The 17395-nt window shown below is 64.4% G+C and carries 13 protein-coding genes and 4 tRNA genes; 16 read left to right on the forward strand and 1 reads right to left on the reverse strand.

Going from position 1 to position 17395, the window contains the following annotated elements:
* The first annotated feature begins 33 nt into the window (after positions 1-33).
* The 4 genes from ACQ4L4_RS24225 (at position 34) to ACQ4L4_RS24240 (ending at position 4226) form a co-directional block, all read left to right on the forward strand.
* Complete coding sequence (locus tag ACQ4L4_RS24225) at positions 34-1371, forward strand: MFS transporter (RefSeq protein WP_431101396.1); 1338 nt, start codon at positions 34-36, stop codon at positions 1369-1371.
* A gap of 224 nt (positions 1372-1595) precedes the next feature.
* On the forward strand, positions 1596-2390 hold the full coding sequence (locus ACQ4L4_RS24230) for a glycoside hydrolase family 16 protein (protein WP_431101397.1): 795 nt from the start codon (positions 1596-1598) through the stop codon (positions 2388-2390).
* Between the two features lie 19 nt (positions 2391-2409).
* Entirely contained in the window at positions 2410-3483 is a 1074-nt protein-coding gene (locus ACQ4L4_RS24235; RefSeq protein WP_431101398.1) for an acyltransferase family protein, read from the forward strand.
* Between the two features lie 41 nt (positions 3484-3524).
* Positions 3525-4226 (forward strand): DUF6445 family protein, encoded by a 702-nt coding sequence (locus ACQ4L4_RS24240; RefSeq protein WP_431101399.1) that lies wholly within the window; start codon positions 3525-3527, stop codon positions 4224-4226.
* A 71-nt stretch (positions 4227-4297) separates the two neighbouring features.
* Here the strand turns inward: ACQ4L4_RS24240 and ACQ4L4_RS24245 are convergent, their stop codons facing one another.
* Entirely contained in the window at positions 4298-6943 is a 2646-nt protein-coding gene (locus tag ACQ4L4_RS24245) for a TonB-dependent receptor (RefSeq protein ID WP_431101400.1), read from the reverse strand.
* A gap of 486 nt (positions 6944-7429) precedes the next feature.
* Here ACQ4L4_RS24245 and ACQ4L4_RS24250 point away from each other — a divergent pair.
* From ACQ4L4_RS24250 to rpoB, 12 genes are all read left to right on the forward strand, one after another.
* Positions 7430-7515: transfer RNA gene (locus ACQ4L4_RS24250), tRNA-Tyr, on the forward strand.
* An 82-nt stretch (positions 7516-7597) separates the two neighbouring features.
* Positions 7598-7671 (forward strand) — tRNA-Gly (locus ACQ4L4_RS24255).
* Between the two features lie 71 nt (positions 7672-7742).
* Positions 7743-7817 (forward strand) — tRNA-Thr (locus tag ACQ4L4_RS24260).
* A 49-nt stretch (positions 7818-7866) separates the two neighbouring features.
* Positions 7867-9057 carry an elongation factor Tu gene (tuf, locus tag ACQ4L4_RS24265; RefSeq protein ID WP_377158110.1) on the forward strand — a complete coding sequence of 397 codons (1191 nt, stop codon included), beginning with the start codon at positions 7867-7869 and terminating at the stop codon, positions 9055-9057.
* A 17-nt stretch (positions 9058-9074) separates the two neighbouring features.
* Positions 9075-9150, forward strand: a tRNA-Trp gene (locus ACQ4L4_RS24270).
* Positions 9151-9296: 146 nt separating this feature from the next.
* Positions 9297-9680: a preprotein translocase subunit SecE gene (gene secE / locus ACQ4L4_RS24275; protein ID WP_431101401.1), complete on the forward strand. Its 384-nt coding sequence runs from the start codon at positions 9297-9299 to the stop codon at positions 9678-9680.
* Between the two features lie 22 nt (positions 9681-9702).
* A complete protein-coding gene (gene nusG, locus ACQ4L4_RS24280; protein WP_377158123.1) occupies positions 9703-10287 on the forward strand; it encodes a transcription termination/antitermination protein NusG in 585 nt (194 codons plus the stop codon).
* Between the two features lie 212 nt (positions 10288-10499).
* Positions 10500-10931, forward strand: a complete 432-nt coding sequence (rplK, locus tag ACQ4L4_RS24285) for a 50S ribosomal protein L11 (protein WP_067278896.1) — start codon at positions 10500-10502, stop codon at positions 10929-10931.
* Position 10932: 1 nt separating this feature from the next.
* The gene (gene rplA, locus ACQ4L4_RS24290; RefSeq protein ID WP_377158121.1) at positions 10933-11640 is read left to right on the forward strand and encodes a 50S ribosomal protein L1; all 708 of its coding nucleotides are present in this window, start codon (positions 10933-10935) and stop codon (positions 11638-11640) included.
* 288 nt (positions 11641-11928) lie between these two features.
* Complete coding sequence (gene rplJ / locus ACQ4L4_RS24295; RefSeq protein ID WP_377158119.1) at positions 11929-12456, forward strand: 50S ribosomal protein L10; 528 nt, start codon at positions 11929-11931, stop codon at positions 12454-12456.
* 49 nt (positions 12457-12505) lie between these two features.
* On the forward strand, positions 12506-12886 hold the full coding sequence (gene rplL / locus ACQ4L4_RS24300) for a 50S ribosomal protein L7/L12 (protein ID WP_067278882.1): 381 nt from the start codon (positions 12506-12508) through the stop codon (positions 12884-12886).
* Positions 12887-13266: 380 nt separating this feature from the next.
* Positions 13267-17388: a DNA-directed RNA polymerase subunit beta gene (gene rpoB, locus ACQ4L4_RS24305; RefSeq protein ID WP_431101402.1), complete on the forward strand. Its 4122-nt coding sequence runs from the start codon at positions 13267-13269 to the stop codon at positions 17386-17388.
* Positions 17389-17395: the final 7 nt, after the last annotated feature.

Consider the following 17395-nt stretch of genomic DNA (forward strand, 5'->3'; position numbering starts at 1 on the left):
GCACAGCACCGCATCGCACCGAGGTCCTCCCCCATGAGCTCTTCGAAGATTCCCCCCGCCGCCGCAGCGCGCAGCGACCGCAGCCCCATCCGCTGGGTGTCCAGCCTGTACTTCGTGCAGGGCATGCAGTTCTTCGTCGTCATGCTGATCGCCGGCCTGATGTTCAAGAACATGGGCGTCGCCAACGACCAGATCGCGCGATGGACCGGCCTGCTCGGCCTGGCCTGGGCGTTCAAGCCGTTGTGGAGCCCGTTCCTGGAGTTGGCGCGCAGCAAGAAGCTGATCGTCGTTGCCGGGCAGTACACCGGCGCGGTGGGACTGGGCCTGATGGCGGTGGCGCTGCAGCTGCCGATGTGGTTCGCGGCCAGCATCGCGGTGCTGTTCCTGCTGGCCTATGCGTCGGCGACGCATGACATCGCCTGCGACGGGCTCTACATGGCCTCGCTCGACGACCGGCAGCAGGCGGCCTACGCCGGGTGGCAGGGTGCGTTCTTCAATGCCTCGAAGTTTCTGACGCTTGGCGGACTGCTCGTGCTGGCGGGGCATCTGGAGCGCGGCATCGGCGTGATGAACGCCTGGTCGGTGATCTTCGCGATGCTGGCGGTGCTGCTGTTCGTGCTGGCCAGCTACAACGCCTATGCCTTGCCCGGCACGCTCAACACCGATCACGCCGATCTCACCGTCGAGGGCGTCTGGCAGACCCTGCGCGAGGTGATCGCCGATTTCCTGGAGAAGCCGGGCATCTGGTTGATGATCCTGTTCATCGTGATGTTCCGTTTCGCCGAGGGTCAGGTGCAGACGATCGGCCCCTTGTTCCTGATCGAACCGCGCGAGAAGGGTGGCCTGGGTCTGACGACGGAGCAGGTCGGCGGCATCTACGGCACCGTGGGCACGGCGGCGTTCCTGGTCGGGAGCATCGTCGGCGGTTACTTCACGAGCTGGCTGAGCCTGCGTCGCGCGATGCCGTTCCTCATCGTGGCGATGGCGGTGCCGAACGCGACCTTCTACTACCTGGCGGTCACGATGCCGGCGGACCTGTGGCATGTCGGTGCCGCCGTGGCGATCGAGATGCTGGGTTACGGCTTCGGTTTCGTCGGGATGATCCTGTTCATCATGCAAGCGGTGGCGCCGGGCAAGTACCAGACGGCGCATTACGCGCTGGGTTCCGGCGTGATGCAGCTGGGTTTCATCCTGTCGAAGACGATCAGCGGCGACATCCAGATCGCGATGGGTTACGAGCACTTCTTCCTGTGGACGATTGGTTGCGGAGTGCCGGCGCTGATCCTGCTGCTCTTCGTCCGCATGCCCGGCAAGAAGGAGAAGGACAAGAGCAACGGCCATGCGCCGACCCCGATCGAAAGCGCGACATGAACGCCCACGAAGTCCTCGGTAGCAAATCCGTTGCAGGACGGCAGTCGTCGGGGACGGCTGTGCTTGGGGTTTTGGCGCTTGCCGCCAAGGCCCCATGCACTGGCGGCCAATGCTCAGGCCTTCTCAGGTGGGCGGTCGCCGCGACGCTCATTGCGACAACGGGCGCTCAAGCTGCCCCCCCGCAGTTCTTCTTCGACGACTTCAGCTACGCCGATACGGCGGCGATGTTCAAGCAGGGATGGACGGCGCGCCACGCGGCCGGTCATCCGGGGTTGCCGGGCGCGCGCTGGTCGCCGGAGGCGTTGAGCGTCTTCGACGGCAAGCTGCGTTTGCGCGGCACGACCGACGGCACTGGCGCGGGCACGACGCAGGTGCAGGTCTGCCACCAGCGCAAGTACCTGGCCGGCACCTATGCTGCACGCGTGCGCTTCAGCGATCAGCCGGTGAGTGGTGCCGACGGCGATCCGGTGATCCAGACCTTCTATGTGGTGAGCCCGCTGAAGCACGACTTCGATCCCGAGTTCAGCGAGCTCGACTGGGAGTATCTGCCCAACGGCGGCTGGGGCAGCGAGAAGACACGGATCTATGGCATCACCTGGCAGACGGTGCGGCTGGACCCTTGGCTCGCCTTCAACCAGCAGCATGAGGAATTCGGCGCGCTGGGGGCGCCCGGCAAGGACTGGCACACGCTGGTCATGCAGGTCGCCGATGGCCGCACGCACTGGTTCATCGACGGCCGCAAGATCGACCAGCACGGCGGGCGGAACTACCCGGTGGTGCCGATGTCGATCAACTTCAACCTGTGGTTCTCGCCGGAGGGGCCTCTTCCGCAGGGGCCCGCAGGCGGACCGCCGCGCGTGTACGAAGAGGACGTCGACTGGGTCTTCCACGCGAAGGACACGGCGCTGAGCCCGGCCCAGGTGGAGGCGCAAGTGAAGCGCTGGCGTGCCGGCGGTGTTGCGCGACTCGACCAGGTTCCTGCCGCCGAGCCGGCGCTCGAGAGCCGCTGCGACTTCTGATCCTTCCGACCTCATTCCCATGAACGCTCCCTCGAAACGCATCGCGTCCGTCGACGCGCTGCGCGGTCTGGCCGTTGCCGCGATGCTGCTGGTCAACAACCCCGGCGACTGGGGCTACGTCTACGCGCCGCTGGAGCACGCGGCCTGGAACGGCTGGACGCCGACCGACCTCGTCTTCCCGTTCTTCCTGTTCATCGTGGGCGTGTCGCTGTCGCTCGCGATGGGCGCGCGGATCGAGGCGGGCGGCGGCGATGCGCTGCGGGTCACCGTGGTCAAGCGCGCGCTGCGCATCCTGGTGCTCGGTCTGGCGTTGCACGTGCTGGCCTGGCTCGTGATGGGCAAGCCGGCCTTGCGCATTCCCGGCGTGCTGCAGCGCATCGGCCTGTGCTTCGCGTTCACCGGATTGATCGCGATCCAATGGCGTGCGACCGGGCAGCGCCTCTGGATCGCGGCGCTGCTCTTCGGCTATGGCGCGCTGCTGCTGTGGGGCGGTCCGCTCGACAAGGCGGGCAACATCGCGAGTCGCATCGACGCGTGGTTGCTGGGGCCTCATGGCTATGAATGGGACGCGGCCACCGGCCTCGGCCATGACCCCGAGGGGATCGTCGCCACGCTGGGCGCGCTCGCGACCACGCTGCTCGGCTGGCGTTGCGGCGAGGCGCTGCGCACCGGCGCGTTGAAGCAGCTCGCGACCATCGGCCTCACGGCCGCCGCGGCGGGCTTCGCGCTCGACGCGATCGGGCTGATGCCGATCAACAAGAACCTGTGGACGCCCTCGTTCGTCCTCTTCACCGGCGGTCTCGCCGCGCTGGCGCTGCTCGGCGCGCACGGGCTGATCGATCGCCTCGGCTGGCCGCCGTTGTTCCGCAGCTTCGGCGTCAACGCGATCGCGGCCTACGCCGGCGCGTGGTGCTGCACCGTCGCGCTCGTGGGCTTCGGCTGGATGGATCCGGTCTATGCGCACGGCTTCGGCTGGCTGGAGCCGCTCGTCGGGCCGCATGGTCGCTCGCTGGCCTTCGCGCTGGTGTTCGTGGCCGTCTGGTGGGCGATCGTGCGCGTGCTCGACGCACGGCGCATCTACATCAAGGTGTGAACCCCGACGCGCCGTCCGGCGCGCGGACGGAGAATCCGGGGATGAGCTTTTCCATCCGCATGCCACCCGACGTGCAGTCGCTGACCCTGGGCGGCCATCAGGTGCTGCTGATCGACGACTTCCTCGAGGATCCGCAGGCGCTGGTGCAGGCCGCCTGCGACAGCGCGTTCGAACTCTGCCCCGGCGCGCTCGAGGGCAAGGGTTATCCCGGCATGCGGGCCACTGCGCCGGGCGCCTATTCGCAGGAGCTGGTGTCGCTGCTGGATCCGCTCATCAAGATCAACTTCGGTATCGACGAGAGCCTGCCGCTGCGCAAGACGCCGTGCATGTTCTCGCTGACGACCTTGCCGCCGGGTCAGCTCGGGCCTCTGCAACGGGTCCCTCATTTCGACTCCAGCGCGCCGCACTACATGGCGGCGCTGCTGTACCTCTGCGACGGCCGCCACGGCGGCACCGGCTTCTATCGGCACAAGGCCACCGGCCTCCAGCAGATCACGGTGGCGGACACCGAGCGTTATGGCGCTTCAGTCCGCGCGGAGCTCGAGCATCAGCCACCGCCGCAGCGCTACTTCGACGCCGGTGACGCGCACTTCGATTTCCTTGGCATGCTGCCGGCGAAGTTCAACCGGTTGGTCGTCTACTCCGGTGGGCTCATCCACACGGCCTGCGTGAATCCCGCGCTCAGCATCAGCGACGACCCGCGTCGCGGGCGACTCACGGTCAACACCTTCGTGGACTTCTGACCCGGAAACAAAAAAGCCCGGCATGAGCCGGGCTTGAAGAGGGTCCGGGGACCCTCGGAGATGTCCTGGAATCAGAACTTGGCGTTCAGGCCGATGCGGTAGGTCGTCTCGCCCATGAAGGACCAGGCCGGGTAGCCGCCCTTGAGCGACTGGCGCAGCGTGGTGCTCGAGCCGGCGGCGCCGTACTGCACGTCGTCTTCCTTGGTCAGGTTGATCGCCTCGAAGCTCAGACGCAGGTTCTTCGTGATGTTCCAGCCCAGGCTCAGGTCCAGCGTGCCGTAGTCGTCGTGCATGCGGTTGCCGTAATAGCCGGTCTCGCGAACCATGTACTTCGAGCGCCAGTTGTAGGCCAGGCGCGCGCTGTACACGTCGGTTTCGTAGAAGCCCACCAGGTTCACGTTGTGACGCGAGGACAGCGTGAACATGTTCAGCTCGTCCTGGTAGCTCGTCTTGGGCGCCTTCGCATCCGTGAACGTGTAGTTCGCGACCACGCCGAAGCCGTTGTCGAACGAGTGGTTGATCTGCGTCTCGATGCCGTTGATCTTGCCGCCGCCCGCGTTGATGTAGCGGTTGATCGTCCAGTTGTCCAGACCGGTGTCCGGGCTCACCAGACCGATGGACTGGTTGATCTGCGTCGTCGTGGTGATGAAGTTGTCGATCTTCTTGTGGAAGATCGCCGCCGACATCAGGTTGCCACGGCCGTAGTAGTACTCGATGCCGAGGTCGACCTGCTTGGACGACTGCGGCTTCAGCGCCGGGGTGCCGTAGTTCACCGTCTCGTTGTTCTGGACCTGGTCGTTCCAGCCCAGCGTGGCGCCGGCGAACATGTTGTCGTAGTTCGGACGCGTGATCGCCTTCGATGCGGCAAAGCGCAGCAGCGTGTTGCGGTTCAGGTCGTACACGACGTTCAGGCTGGGCAGCCAGTCGTGGTACGTCGCGCTCTGCTGCGCCTTGGTGGTGCTCCAGCCGATGTTCTGCGCGACGTCGCCGGCCGCCAGCGGCGTGCCGTCGAACACGTAGGCGTCGTTGCTCGCCTTCGTGCGGATGTAGCGCAGGCCGAAGTTGCCGTGCAGCGCATCCTTCTCGAAGTTGAACATGCCGTACAGGGCGGTGTTCTTCTCCTCGATCTCGCCGTAGCCGCCGCGCGACTGCGTCCAGCTCGCCACGTTGGCGTTGGCCAGCGCGAACATCGCGCCCAGGTTCGGCTTGGGCACGCTCCAGCCTGGGGTGCCCATCGGGATGGTGCCGCTGAACAGCGAGTCGGTGCTGGCGCTGACCGGCGTGGTCACCATCGTCGGACGGTATTCGTCCTTGGTGAAGGTGTGCTTGGTCGCGCGGACGCCGGCCTTGAACGCGGTCAGGATGCTGTAGTCCAGATCGATCGTCACGTCGGCCTGGGCGAAGTCTTCCTTGTCCTTGTTGGGACCGCGCGCGGTCGCCCAGGATTCAGGCGTCGAGGTCGCGCCCAGGGCGCTCAGCGGCACGCTCATGTCCTGGCCCGGGGAGATCGAGATCTTCTTGCCGGTCGCGTCGGTCGAACCCCACCACTTCGGCAGGCCGGGCGCGTTGCCCCAGCCGAGATAGCTGTAGTTGGTCGTCAGCGAGGTGCCGCCGTCCGCCTTGGTCGTGCCGGCCGAACCTTCGACCTTGAAGCCGTCGCCCTTGAACGAGCCTTCCGCGACCACGGTGTCCGAGGTCATCTTGGCGGCGCGCGCCCAGGTCTGCAGGAAGGTGCTGGTCGCGTTGGCCTGCGTGATGTTGGTCTTCTGGCACAGCAGCGCCGGATCGGGGCTCGGCTGCACGCAGGCTCCGGTGTCGGCGTAGCCCTTGCCCGGATCCTGCAGCGTGTACAGGTAGTGCGTGGTGTTGGACGCGTCGGCGTCGTACTCCAGGCGGGTGTAGTTCAGGCCCAGGTCGATGCTCTTGGTCGGGCGCGCCTGCAGGCTGACGTTGAACGCCTTGCGCTCGCGCTCCTGCACGAAGGTGCCCGGCGTCACGTCGCCGGACCAGCGGCCGTCGGCCTCGATGCCGCGGCGCATGTAGTCGCCGCGCTCGAAGGCGCCCGACACCAGCACGCCGAACATCTTGCCGCTGTCACGCCAGCTGTACAGGCCGGACACTTCCTTCGTCCAGTCTTTGCTGACCGTGCCCTTGCCGCCCTTGACGCTGACGAAGACCGCGTTCGGATCCAGGTCCAGCGGCTTGCGGGTCTTGACGATCACGGTGCCGCCGATGCCGCCTTCGGTCAGGTCGGCCTGGGAGGACTTGTAGACCTCCATGCCGCCGATCAGCTCGGGCGGCAGCAGCGAATAGTTGAACGAGCGGTCGATCGCCTTCTGGTCGTACCAGCCGGTCGATGCCACGCTGTGGCCGTTCAGGGTGGTCAGGGTCATCTGCGGGTCGGTGCCGCGGATCGACACCGAGGCGCCCACGCCGAAATCGCGTCCGACCGAGATGCCGGGAATGCGACCCAGCGCCTGGCCGACGTCGGAGTCGGGCAGCTTGCCCACGTCTTCGGCCGACACGGCGTCGACCACCGCGTTGGCGTTCTTCTTGATGTTGGCGGCCGTCTGCAGCGATGCGCGGATGCCGGTGATCACCACCTGGTCCAGCTGCGTGTTTTCTTCTTTCTTCTGTTCCTGCGCCTGCACGGCGAACGCCGCGCTCAGCAGCGTCAGCGTCACCGCCGCCGCGATTGGGGTCTTGTTGACCTTCATGATGAACTGCTCCTCGAGTGGCCAGGGAGTTGTGGCCGTGATGAAGACTTGGCACCTGAAATCACGACACCCTTCGGCGGAGTGGCATGCAGCTGGCGCCCCCGATACACCTCAATGCAACCAATGCCATGCCACTATAACGAGCGGTAAAGCCACTTTGCTACCAGTTTCAGGCCGGTGTTTTCCCTGCTGTGGCATCGCCGCGACCCGCATGGACAGCGGTGTCCAGGCGCCCGTTCGCCGGACCTCGACCCCCTGAGGGCGAGGGGTGTCGATGAGACCACTTGGTCGCAAATTGGTATTAAGAGTGGTCCGTGTCGTCGCGCCCGGTTGTGTGCGTTGGGCCGCATTTACCAAGGGACGGCGCGCCGCAGTGGCGTCGGTCGCTGGGGCGCGGCCAGGGAGCGCCAATCGCACGCGTGCAGTTCCTGGCGGATTTTTTGTTTGCGCCAAAAAATAACGGTGCTATAGTCGTGGGCTCGCCTCGGAGGGGTGGCCGAGTGGTTAAAGGCAGCAGACTGTAAATCTGCCCGCTAACGCGTACGCTGGTTCGAATCCAGCCTCCTCCACCAAGGCGAACAGATGCACGAGCAACGAAGCGGGTGATCGACACCCGCTTCGCGGTTCAGGCAGCTGGAATTGGAAAACTCCCGGGCGGGAGTAGTTCAATGGTAGAACCTTAGCCTTCCAAGCTAATGACACGGGTTCGATTCCCGTTTCCCGCTCCATCGGAAGTTAAAGGTGTTGTGTCGAGATATCGACACAGGTTTGCTGATAAGGTCATCAATCCTGTGTCGATGCCCATGTGGCTCAGTGGTAGAGCACTCCCTTGGTAAGGGAGAGGTCGCGCGTTCGATCCGCGCCATGGGCACCACCTCTCTTCTATCCCGTTTCTTGATTGATCTGATCGCCAGGAGCGCATGATGGCAAAAGGCAAGTTTGAACGTACCAAGCCGCACGTGAACGTGGGCACGATTGGTCACGTTGACCATGGCAAGACGACGCTGACGGCCGCGATCGCGACCGTGCTGTCGAAGAAGTTCGGCGGCGAAGCCAAGGCGTACGACCAGATCGACGCGGCGCCGGAAGAGAAGGCGCGTGGCATCACGATCAACACCGCGCACGTCGAGTACGAGACGGCCAACCGCCACTACGCGCACGTTGACTGCCCGGGCCACGCTGACTATGTGAAGAACATGATCACGGGCGCGGCGCAGATGGACGGCGCGATCCTGGTGTGCTCGGCCGCTGACGGCCCGATGCCCCAGACCCGCGAGCACATCCTGCTGGCGCGTCAGGTCGGTGTGAAGTTCATCATCGTCTTCCTGAACAAGTGCGACATGGTGGACGACGCCGAGCTGCTGGAGCTGGTGGAGATGGAAGTCCGCGAGCTGCTGAGCAAGTACGACTTCCCGGGCGACGACACGCCGATCATCAAGGGTTCGGCCAAGCTGGCGCTGGAAGGCGACACGGGCGATCTGGGCGAGCAGGCCATCATGCGCCTGGCTGACGCGCTGGACACGTACATCCCCCAGCCGGACCGTGCCGTTGACGGCGCGTTCCTGCTGCCGGTGGAAGACGTGTTCTCGATCTCGGGCCGCGGCACCGTGGTGACGGGTCGTGTCGAGCGCGGCATCATCAAGGTCGGCGAGGAAATCGAGATCGTCGGTATCCGCGAAGTCCAGAAGACGACCGTGACCGGCGTGGAAATGTTCCGCAAGCTGCTGGACCAGGGTCAAGCTGGCGACAACGTCGGTATCCTGCTGCGCGGCACCAAGCGTGAAGACGTCGAGCGCGGCCAGGTGCTGGCCAAGCCCGGCTCGATCAAGCCGCACACCCACTTCACCGCTGAGATCTACGTTCTGAGCAAGGAAGAGGGCGGCCGTCACACCCCGTTCTTCAACAACTACCGTCCCCAGTTCTACTTCCGCACGACGGACGTGACTGGCGCCGTGGAGCTGCCGAAGGACAAGGAAATGGTCATGCCTGGCGACAACGTCAGCATCACCGTGAAGCTGATCGCTCCGATCGCCATGGAGCAGGGTCTGCGCTTCGCCATCCGTGAAGGCGGTCGTACCGTCGGCTCGGGCGTCGTGGCGACGATCATCGAGTAATTCAAGTTTGAGGCCACAGGGGCATAGCTCAATTGGCAGAGCGTCGGTCTCCAAAACCGAAGGTTGGGGGTTCGAGACCCTCTGCCCCTGCCAACGATCAGCGATAAGCGAACGTTGGTCCTAGTGGTCAAGGCAAGCCCGCGGGAGTTATCTCGGCGGGCTTTGCTGCTGGTGGGTTCGTCCAAATGTTTGGGCGGACAAAGGCCGCGACATCGTGTCGCGGCACGGAAGTGAGTTCAATGTCCAATCCTCAAGTCGAAACCGTCACGACGGGCGCCGACAAGGTCAAGCTGGCCGGCGCCGTGGTGCTGCTGATCGCGGCGATCGTGGCGTTCTATGTGCTGAGCAAGCAGGGTCCGTGGGTGCAATGGGGCGCCCTGCTGGCGCTGCTGGCCGCGGCCGTGGCTGCGTTCTTCACGTCGGAATCCGGCAAGTCGCTGATCGCCTACGGTCAGGATTCGATCAAGGAAGTGGGCAAGGTGGTCTGGCCGACCCACAAGGAGGCCCGCCAGATGACGCTGTACGTGTTCGCGTTCGTCGTGGTGATGGCGCTGTTCCTGTGGCTCACCGACAAGACGCTGGAATGGGTGTTCTACGACCTGATCCTGGGTTGGAAGCGCTGAGCGGGAACGGATAGGGACCAAGATGAGCGAAGATCAAAACGTCGTTGCGACCGAGTCGACCGCGCCCGCTGGCCCGGCCAAGCGCTGGTATGTCGTTCACGCCTATTCCGGCATGGAAAAGGCGGTCGAGCGCAACCTGCGTGAGCGCATCGACCGTGCCGGCATGCAGGACAAGTTCGGCCGCATCCTGGTGCCGACCGAAGAAGTCGTCGAGCTGAAGAACGGCAAGAAGGCCGTGACCGAGCGCCGCTTCTTCCCGGGCTACGTGCTGGTCGAGATGTTCATGGACGACGACAGCTGGCATCTGGTCAAGCACACGTCGAAGGTCACCGGCTTCGTCGGTGGCGCGAAGAACCGCCCGGCGCCGATCTCGGAAGCCGAGGTCATGAAGATCGTCAACCAGATGCAAGAGGGCGTGGACAAGCCGCGTCCGAAGGTGGAATGGATCGTCGGCGAGATCGTCCGCGTCAAGGAAGGTCCGTTCACCGACTTCAACGGCAGCATCGAGGAAGTCAACTACGACAAGTCGAAGCTGCGCGTCTCGGTCACGATCTTCGGCCGTGCGACGCCCGTCGAACTGGATTTCGCCCAGGTCGAGAAGGTCTGATCGCGCGAGAGACGGCATGGCGGCACTGGCCGCCATCGGTCGTTTCAGGAACATGAGCTTGAAGGTGCTCGACGGCGCAGGCCGGCACGACCTTCCGTGACCAGTCCGCAACGAGAGGCGGACAAGAGGAGCAAGGGTAAGTCTCTGACCAGCCCCTTGCGTTAGCACTCAGGCGATGCGGCGAGGCCGTCGCGTTGCCATCAGGAGAAAACATGGCCAAGAAGATTGTCGGCTACATCAAGCTGCAAATCCCGGCTGGCAAGGCGAACCCGTCGCCTCCGGTCGGTCCCGCGCTGGGTCAGCGTGGTCTGAACATCATGGAATTCTGCAAGGCGTTCAACGCCCAGACGCAGAGCTATGAGCCGGGCCTCAAGCTGCCCGTCGTGATCACCGCCTTCGCGGACAAGAGCTTCACGTTCATCATCAAGTCGCCCCCGGCGACCGTGCTGATCAAGAAGGCTGCCAAGATCGAGAAGGGCTCGCAGCGCCCCCATCTGGACAAGGTCGGCAAGCTGACCCGCGCCCAGCTGGAAGAGATCGCCAAGACCAAGCAGAAGGACCTGACGGCCGCCGACATGGATGCCGCAGTCCGTACCATCGCCGGCTCCGCCCGTTCGATGGGCATCATCGTGGAGGGTGTCTGACATGGCCAAGCTGACCAAGCGTCAACAAGCCCTGCAGGGCAAGGTGGAATCGACCAAGCTGTACGCGTTGTCCGACGCGATCAACCTGGTCAAGGAATGCGCCACCGCCAAGTTCGATGAAGCCATCGACGTGTCGATCCAGCTGGGTGTCGATGCGAAGAAGTCGGACCAGGTGGTCCGTGGCGCCGTCGTGATGCCCAACGGCATCGGCAAGACCAAGCGCGTCGCCGTGTTCGCCCAAGGCGCCAAGGCTGAAGAAGCCAAGGCCGCCGGCGCCGACGTCGTCGGCATGGAAGACCTGGCCGAGCGCGTCAAGGCGGGCGACATGCCCTTCGACGTCGTGATCGCCTCGCCGGACACGATGCGTATCGTCGGTACCCTGGGTCAGATCCTGGGCCCGCGCGGCCTGATGCCGAACCCGAAGGTCGGCACCGTGACCCCGGACGTCGCCACCGCCGTCAAGAACGCCAAGGCTGGTCAAGTCCAGTTCCGCGTCGACAAGGCCGGCATCATCCACGGCACGATCGGCCGTCGCTCGTTCGACACCGACAAGCTGGAAGGCAACCTGCGCGCGCTGGTCGAAGCCCTGAACAAGGCCAAGCCGGCCTCGAGCAAGGGCATCTACCTGCGCAAGGTCGCTGTCTCGTCGACGATGGGCGTTGGCGCCCGCGTGGACGTCGGCACGATCAACGCCGCGGCCGCTGCCTAAGCTGCATTCAATCGAGGCGTCGCGCGAGTCTGGCGTGACGCTGATGAATTGGTGGGCTGGCCGGAGCAATCCGGCCAGGTCATCCAAGACCGCTGGCGAGAGATCCCGCAATTCCGGGGAGATCGCTTAATCGGAGGCTCCGGCCCCCAGCCAGCGCAGATGGCGGTCCCGCTGAAAGGATTCGAATCGCGTTCGTCGCGATGGGTTCCTGACAGGAGGTCGCTGATTCCGGTGCCCGAGACGCGATGGTGAAACATCGCATCGAGGGCGAAATGTGAGGAGTAGACCTTGAGTCTCAATCGCAACGAGAAAGCAGCCGTCGTGTCCGACGTGGCAGCGCAAGCCGCCAAGTCCCAGACGCTGGCGTTGGCTGAGTATCGTGGCCTCACCGTTGAAGCCCTGAACAAGCTGCGCGTCACCGCGCGTGCCCAAGGCGTGTACCTTCATGTCCTGAAGAACACCCTGGCGCGTCGTGCTGTCGCCGGCACCTCGTTCGAGGCTGCAACGGATGCCATGGTCGGCCCGCTGATCTACGGCTTTTCGGAAGACGCTGTCGCGGCTGCCAAAGTCATCGCTGACTTTGCCAAGACCAACGACAAGCTCGTCATCAAGGGTGGTGCCTACGGCGGCAAGGCTCTGGACGTCAACGGCGTGAAAGCGCTCGCGTCTGTCCCGAGCAAGGAAGTCCTGCTGTCGCAGATCGCCGGCCTGCTCAAGTCGCCGGTGCAACGCACCGCGGCCGTGCTGGCTGCCCTGGCTCAGCAGAAGGGTGGCGGCGCCGAAGCCGTTGCCGAAGAAGCTCCCGCCGCGGCCTGATCGACGCTGCATTCGCGCATTCAAATCTCTCTGTATTTAGGAACCTATCATGGCATTCGACAAAGACGCTTTCCTGGCTGCCCTGGACAGCATGACCGTTCTGGAACTGAACGACCTGGTCAAGGCGATTGAAGAGAAGTTCGGCGTGTCCGCCGCTTCGATGGCCGCTCCGGCTGCTGGTGGCGCTGCCGCCGGTGGCGCTGCCGCCGCTGAAGAAAAGACCGAGTTCACCGTCGTCCTGACCGACGCCGGCGCTCAGAAGGTCTCGGTCATCAAGGCCGTTCGCGAAATCACCGGCCTGGGCCTGAAGGAAGCCAAGGACCTGGTCGACGGCGCTCCGAAGCCCGTCAAGGAAGGCATCGCCAAGGCCGACGCCGAAGCCGCCAAGAAGAAGCTGGAAGAAGCCGGCGCCAAGGTCGAACTCAAGTAAGACCTTGTGGGGATCCGGTGGCGCGTTCACCGGGTTCCGCACCGCGAGAGGGGTGGTCCCATGGGGCCTCCCCTTTCCTCGTTTCAGGGTTTGTCCTGGGATGGTTTCGGTTGACAAAGAGCAATCGAAAGCATCGTGCTGTATCATGCACGGTTCTTTCGAGTGTTCTCTGATCCGACTGCAGAGAACGGTTTGGTCGGGCCGCGGTCAAGCCGTGCGTCACGCGTGGGGTGCAACGCCCTCCGTGCCGCCCGGTGATCGGGGTTGTCCGCCAGCGGTTGGTAGTGGCCAACCACCAAGCTTCGTGGTGCAACGCCCGAACAGCCAGTCGCCGACGCAGCACGCCTCCAGGCCAGGGGCGCGCTCGACACGGAGTCTTTATGGCGCAAGCAACCCCCTACAGCTACACCGAGCGCAAGCGCATCCGCAAGAGCTTCGGCAAGCGCGTGAGCGTGCTCAACGTTCCGTACCTGCTGACGATGCAGAAGGAGTCGTATGTCGACTTCCTGCAAAAGGATGTCGCTCCCCTGAAGCGCAAACCGGAAGGCCTGCAAGCGGCGTTCCTCTCCACGTTCCCGATCACGTCGCACAACGGGTTCGTGGAAATGAAGTTCCTCGAATTCAACATCGCCAAGCCGCCGTTCGACGTCCGCGAATGCCAGCAGCGTGGTCTGACCTTCGCCGCCGCCGTGCGTGCGAAGCTGCAGATGATCATCTACGACCGGGAAAGCCCGCAGCCGAAGACGGTCAAGGAGATCAAGGAGCAAGAGGTCTACATGGGCGAAGTGCCGCTCATGACCGACTACGGCTCGTTCATCATCAACGGCACCGAGCGCGTCATCGTCTCGCAGCTGCACCGTTCGCCCGGCGTGTTCTTCGAGCATGACAAGGGCAAGACCCACTCGTCCGGCAAGCTGCTGTTCTCGGCCCGCATCATTCCGTATCGCGGCTCGTGGCTCGACTTCGAGTTCGACCCGAAGGACATCCTGTACTTCCGCGTCGACCGCCGCCGCAAGATGCCGGTCACGATCCTGCTCAAGGCCATCGGCCTGAATCCCGAGCAGATCCTGGCGCACTTCTTCGTCTTCGACAATTTCCGCCTGATGGACTCGGGCGCCCAGATGGAGTTCGTGGCCGAACGCCTGAAGGGAGAAGTCGCGCGCTTCGACATCACCGACAAGAGCGGCAACGTGCTGGTCGAGAAGGACAAGCGCATCACCGCCCGTCACGTGCGTCAGCTGGAGCAGTCCGGCACGCAGCACGTGACCGTGCCGGAAGACTTCCTGCTCGGCCGTGTGCTGGCCAAGAACATGGTCGACCCGGACACCGGCGAGATCATCGCGAAGGCCAACGATGAGCTGACCGACTCGCTGCTGAAGAAGCTGCGCGGCGCCGGCATCAAGGACATCCAGGCGTTGTTCACCAACGAGCTGGACGAAGGCGCGTACATCAGCCAGACGCTGGCCTCTGACGAGACCGCCGATCAGCTGGCGGCCCGCGTCGCGATCTATCGCATGATGCGCCCCGGCGAGCCGCCGACGGAAGACGCGGTCGAAGCGCTGTTCAACCGCCTGTTCTACAGCGAAGACACGTACGACCTGTCGCGCGTCGGCCGCATGAAGTTCAACGCCCGCGTGGGCCGCGACATCCCGACCGGTGCGATGACGCTGTCGAACGAGGACATCCTCGACGTCGTCAAGATCCTGGTCGAGCTGCGCAATGGCCGCGGCGAGGTCGATGACATCGACCACCTGGGCAACCGTCGCGTCCGTTGCGTCGGCGAACTGGCCGAGAACCAGTACCGCTCGGGTCTGGCCCGTATCGAGAAGGCCGTCAAGGAACGTCTGGGCCAGGCCGAGACCGAAGCCCTGATGCCGCACGACCTGATCAACTCCAAGCCGATCTCCGCGGCGCTGAAGGAGTTCTTCGGTGCGTCGCAGCTGTCGCAGTTCATGGACCAGACCAACCCGCTGTCCGAGATCACGCACAAGCGTCGCGTCTCGGCCCTGGGCCCGGGTGGTCTGACCCGCGAGCGCGCCGGCTTCGAAGTCCGCGACGTGCACCCGACCCACTATGGCCGCGTCTGCCCGATCGAAACGCCGGAAGGCCCGAACATCGGTCTGATCAACTCGCTGGCGCTGTATGCGCGCCTGAACGAGTACGGCTTCCTGGAGACCCCGTACCGCCGCGTGGTGGACTCGAAGGTCACCAACCAGATCGACTACCTGTCCGCGATCGAGGAAGGCAAGTACGTGATCGCCCAGGCGAACGCGTCGCTGAACGATCAAGGTCAACTGGTCGACGAACTGGTTTCCGCGCGTGAGAACGGTGAATCGGTGCTGACCTCGCCGGAACGCATCCAGTACATGGACGTGGCGCCGACCCAGATCGTGTCGGTGGCGGCGTCGCTGGTGCCGTTCCTGGAGCACGACGATGCGAACCGCGCGCTGATGGGCGCGAACATGCAGCGTCAGGCCGTTCCGACCCTGCGCCCTGAAAAGGCGTTCGTCGGCACGGGCGTCGAGCGCGTGGCCGCGAAGGACTCGGGCACGGTGGTCGCGGCTCGCCGCGGCGGCGTGGTCGACTACGTGGACACGAACCGCATCGTGATCCGCGTGAACGACGACGAGACCGTGGCCGGTGAAGTCGGTGTCGACATCTACAACCTGATCAAGTATCAGCGTAGCAACCAGAACACCAACATCCATCAGCGTCCGATCGTCAAGCGCGGTGACAAGGTCGCTGCCGAAGACATCATCGCCGACGGCGCCTCGACCGACCTGGGTGAACTGGCGCTGGGCCAGAACATGCTGGTCGCGTTCATGCCGTGGAACGGCTACAACTTCGAAGACTCGATCCTGATCTCCGAACGCGTGGTGGCCGAAGACCGCTACACCTCGATCCACATCGAGGAACTGGTGGTCATGGCGCGTGACACGAAGCTGGGCAGCGAGGAAATCACCCGCGACATCCCGAACCTGAGCGAGCAGCAACTGGCTCGTCTGGACGAGTCCGGCATCGTGTACATCGGTGCCGAGGTGAACCCGGGCGACGTGCTGGTCGGCAAGGTCACGCCGAAGGGCGAGACCACGCTGACGCCGGAAGAGAAGCTGCTGCGCGCGATCTTCGGCGAGAAGGCTTCGGACGTGAAGGACACGTCGCTGCGCGTGGACCAGGGCACCAACGGCACGGTCATCGACGTGCAGGTGTTCACCCGCGAAGGCATCCAGCGCGACAAGCGCGCCCAGCAGATCATCGACGACGAGCTGAAGCGCTTCCGCCTGGACCTGAACGACCAACTGCGCATCGTGGAGGCCGACGCGTTCGACCGCGTCGAGAAGCTCCTGGTGAACAAGGTCGCCAACGGCGGTCCGAAGAAGATCACCAAGGGCACCGTCATCTCGAAGGACTACTTGGCCGAGGTCGAGAAGTTCCACTGGTTCGACGTCCGTCCCGCCGAGGACGACATCGCCAACCAGCTGGAATCGATCAAGAACTCGCTGGAGCAGACCCGTCACAGCTTCGATCTCGCCTATGACGAGAAGCGCAAGAAGCTGACGCAAGGCGACGAGCTGCCGGCCGGCGTGCTGAAGATGGTCAAGGTCTACCTCGCCGTCAAGCGCCGCCTGCAGCCTGGCGACAAGATGGCCGGCCGTCACGGCAACAAGGGTGTCGTGTCCAAGATCACGCCGATCGAAGACATGCCCTACATGGCCGACGGCACGCCTGCCGACATCGTGCTGAACCCGCTGGGCGTCCCGTCGCGGATGAACGTGGGCCAGGTGCTGGAAGTCCATCTGGGCTGGGCAGGCAAGGGCATTGGCCAGCGCATCGGCGACATGCTGCAGCGCGAGGCCCGTGTGGCCGAGCTGCGCGACTTCATGGACCAGCTGTTCAACCAGAACGGCGGCAAGTCCGAAGAGCTCGCGCAGCTGAGCGATGACGAGATCCTCGGCATGGCCCAGAACCTGCAGCACGGCGCCACCTTCGCGACCCCCGTCTTCGACGGCGCGAAGGAGAGCGAAATCCGCGCGATGCTGAAGCTGGCCTATCCGGACGACATCGCGGCGAAGAAGGGCCTCACGCCCACGCGCACGCAGGCCTTCCTGTATGACGGCCGCACCGGCGAGCAGTTCGAGCGTCCCACGACGATCGGCTACATGCACGTGCTGAAGCTGCATCACCTGGTCGACGACAAGATGCATGCCCGTTCCACCGGTCCGTACTCGCTGGTCACGCAGCAGCCGCTGGGCGGCAAGGCGCAGTTCGGCGGACAGCGTTTCGGCGAGATGGAAGTGTGGGCGCTGGAAGCCTACGGCGCTTCGTACATCCTGCAGGAAATGCTGACGGTGAAGTCCGACGACGTGAACGGCCGTACGAAGGTGTACGAGTCCATCGTCAAGGGCGAGCACTCGATCGAAGCCGGCATGCCCGAGTCGTTCAATGTGCTGGTGAAGGAAATTCGTTCGCTGGGCATCGACATCGAGCTCGAGCGCAACTAAAGAGAAC

Origin of the sequence: Roseateles noduli, from assembly GCF_050626985.1 — a bacterium.
GTDB classification, from domain to species: domain Bacteria; phylum Pseudomonadota; class Gammaproteobacteria; order Burkholderiales; family Burkholderiaceae_C; genus Roseateles; species Roseateles noduli_A.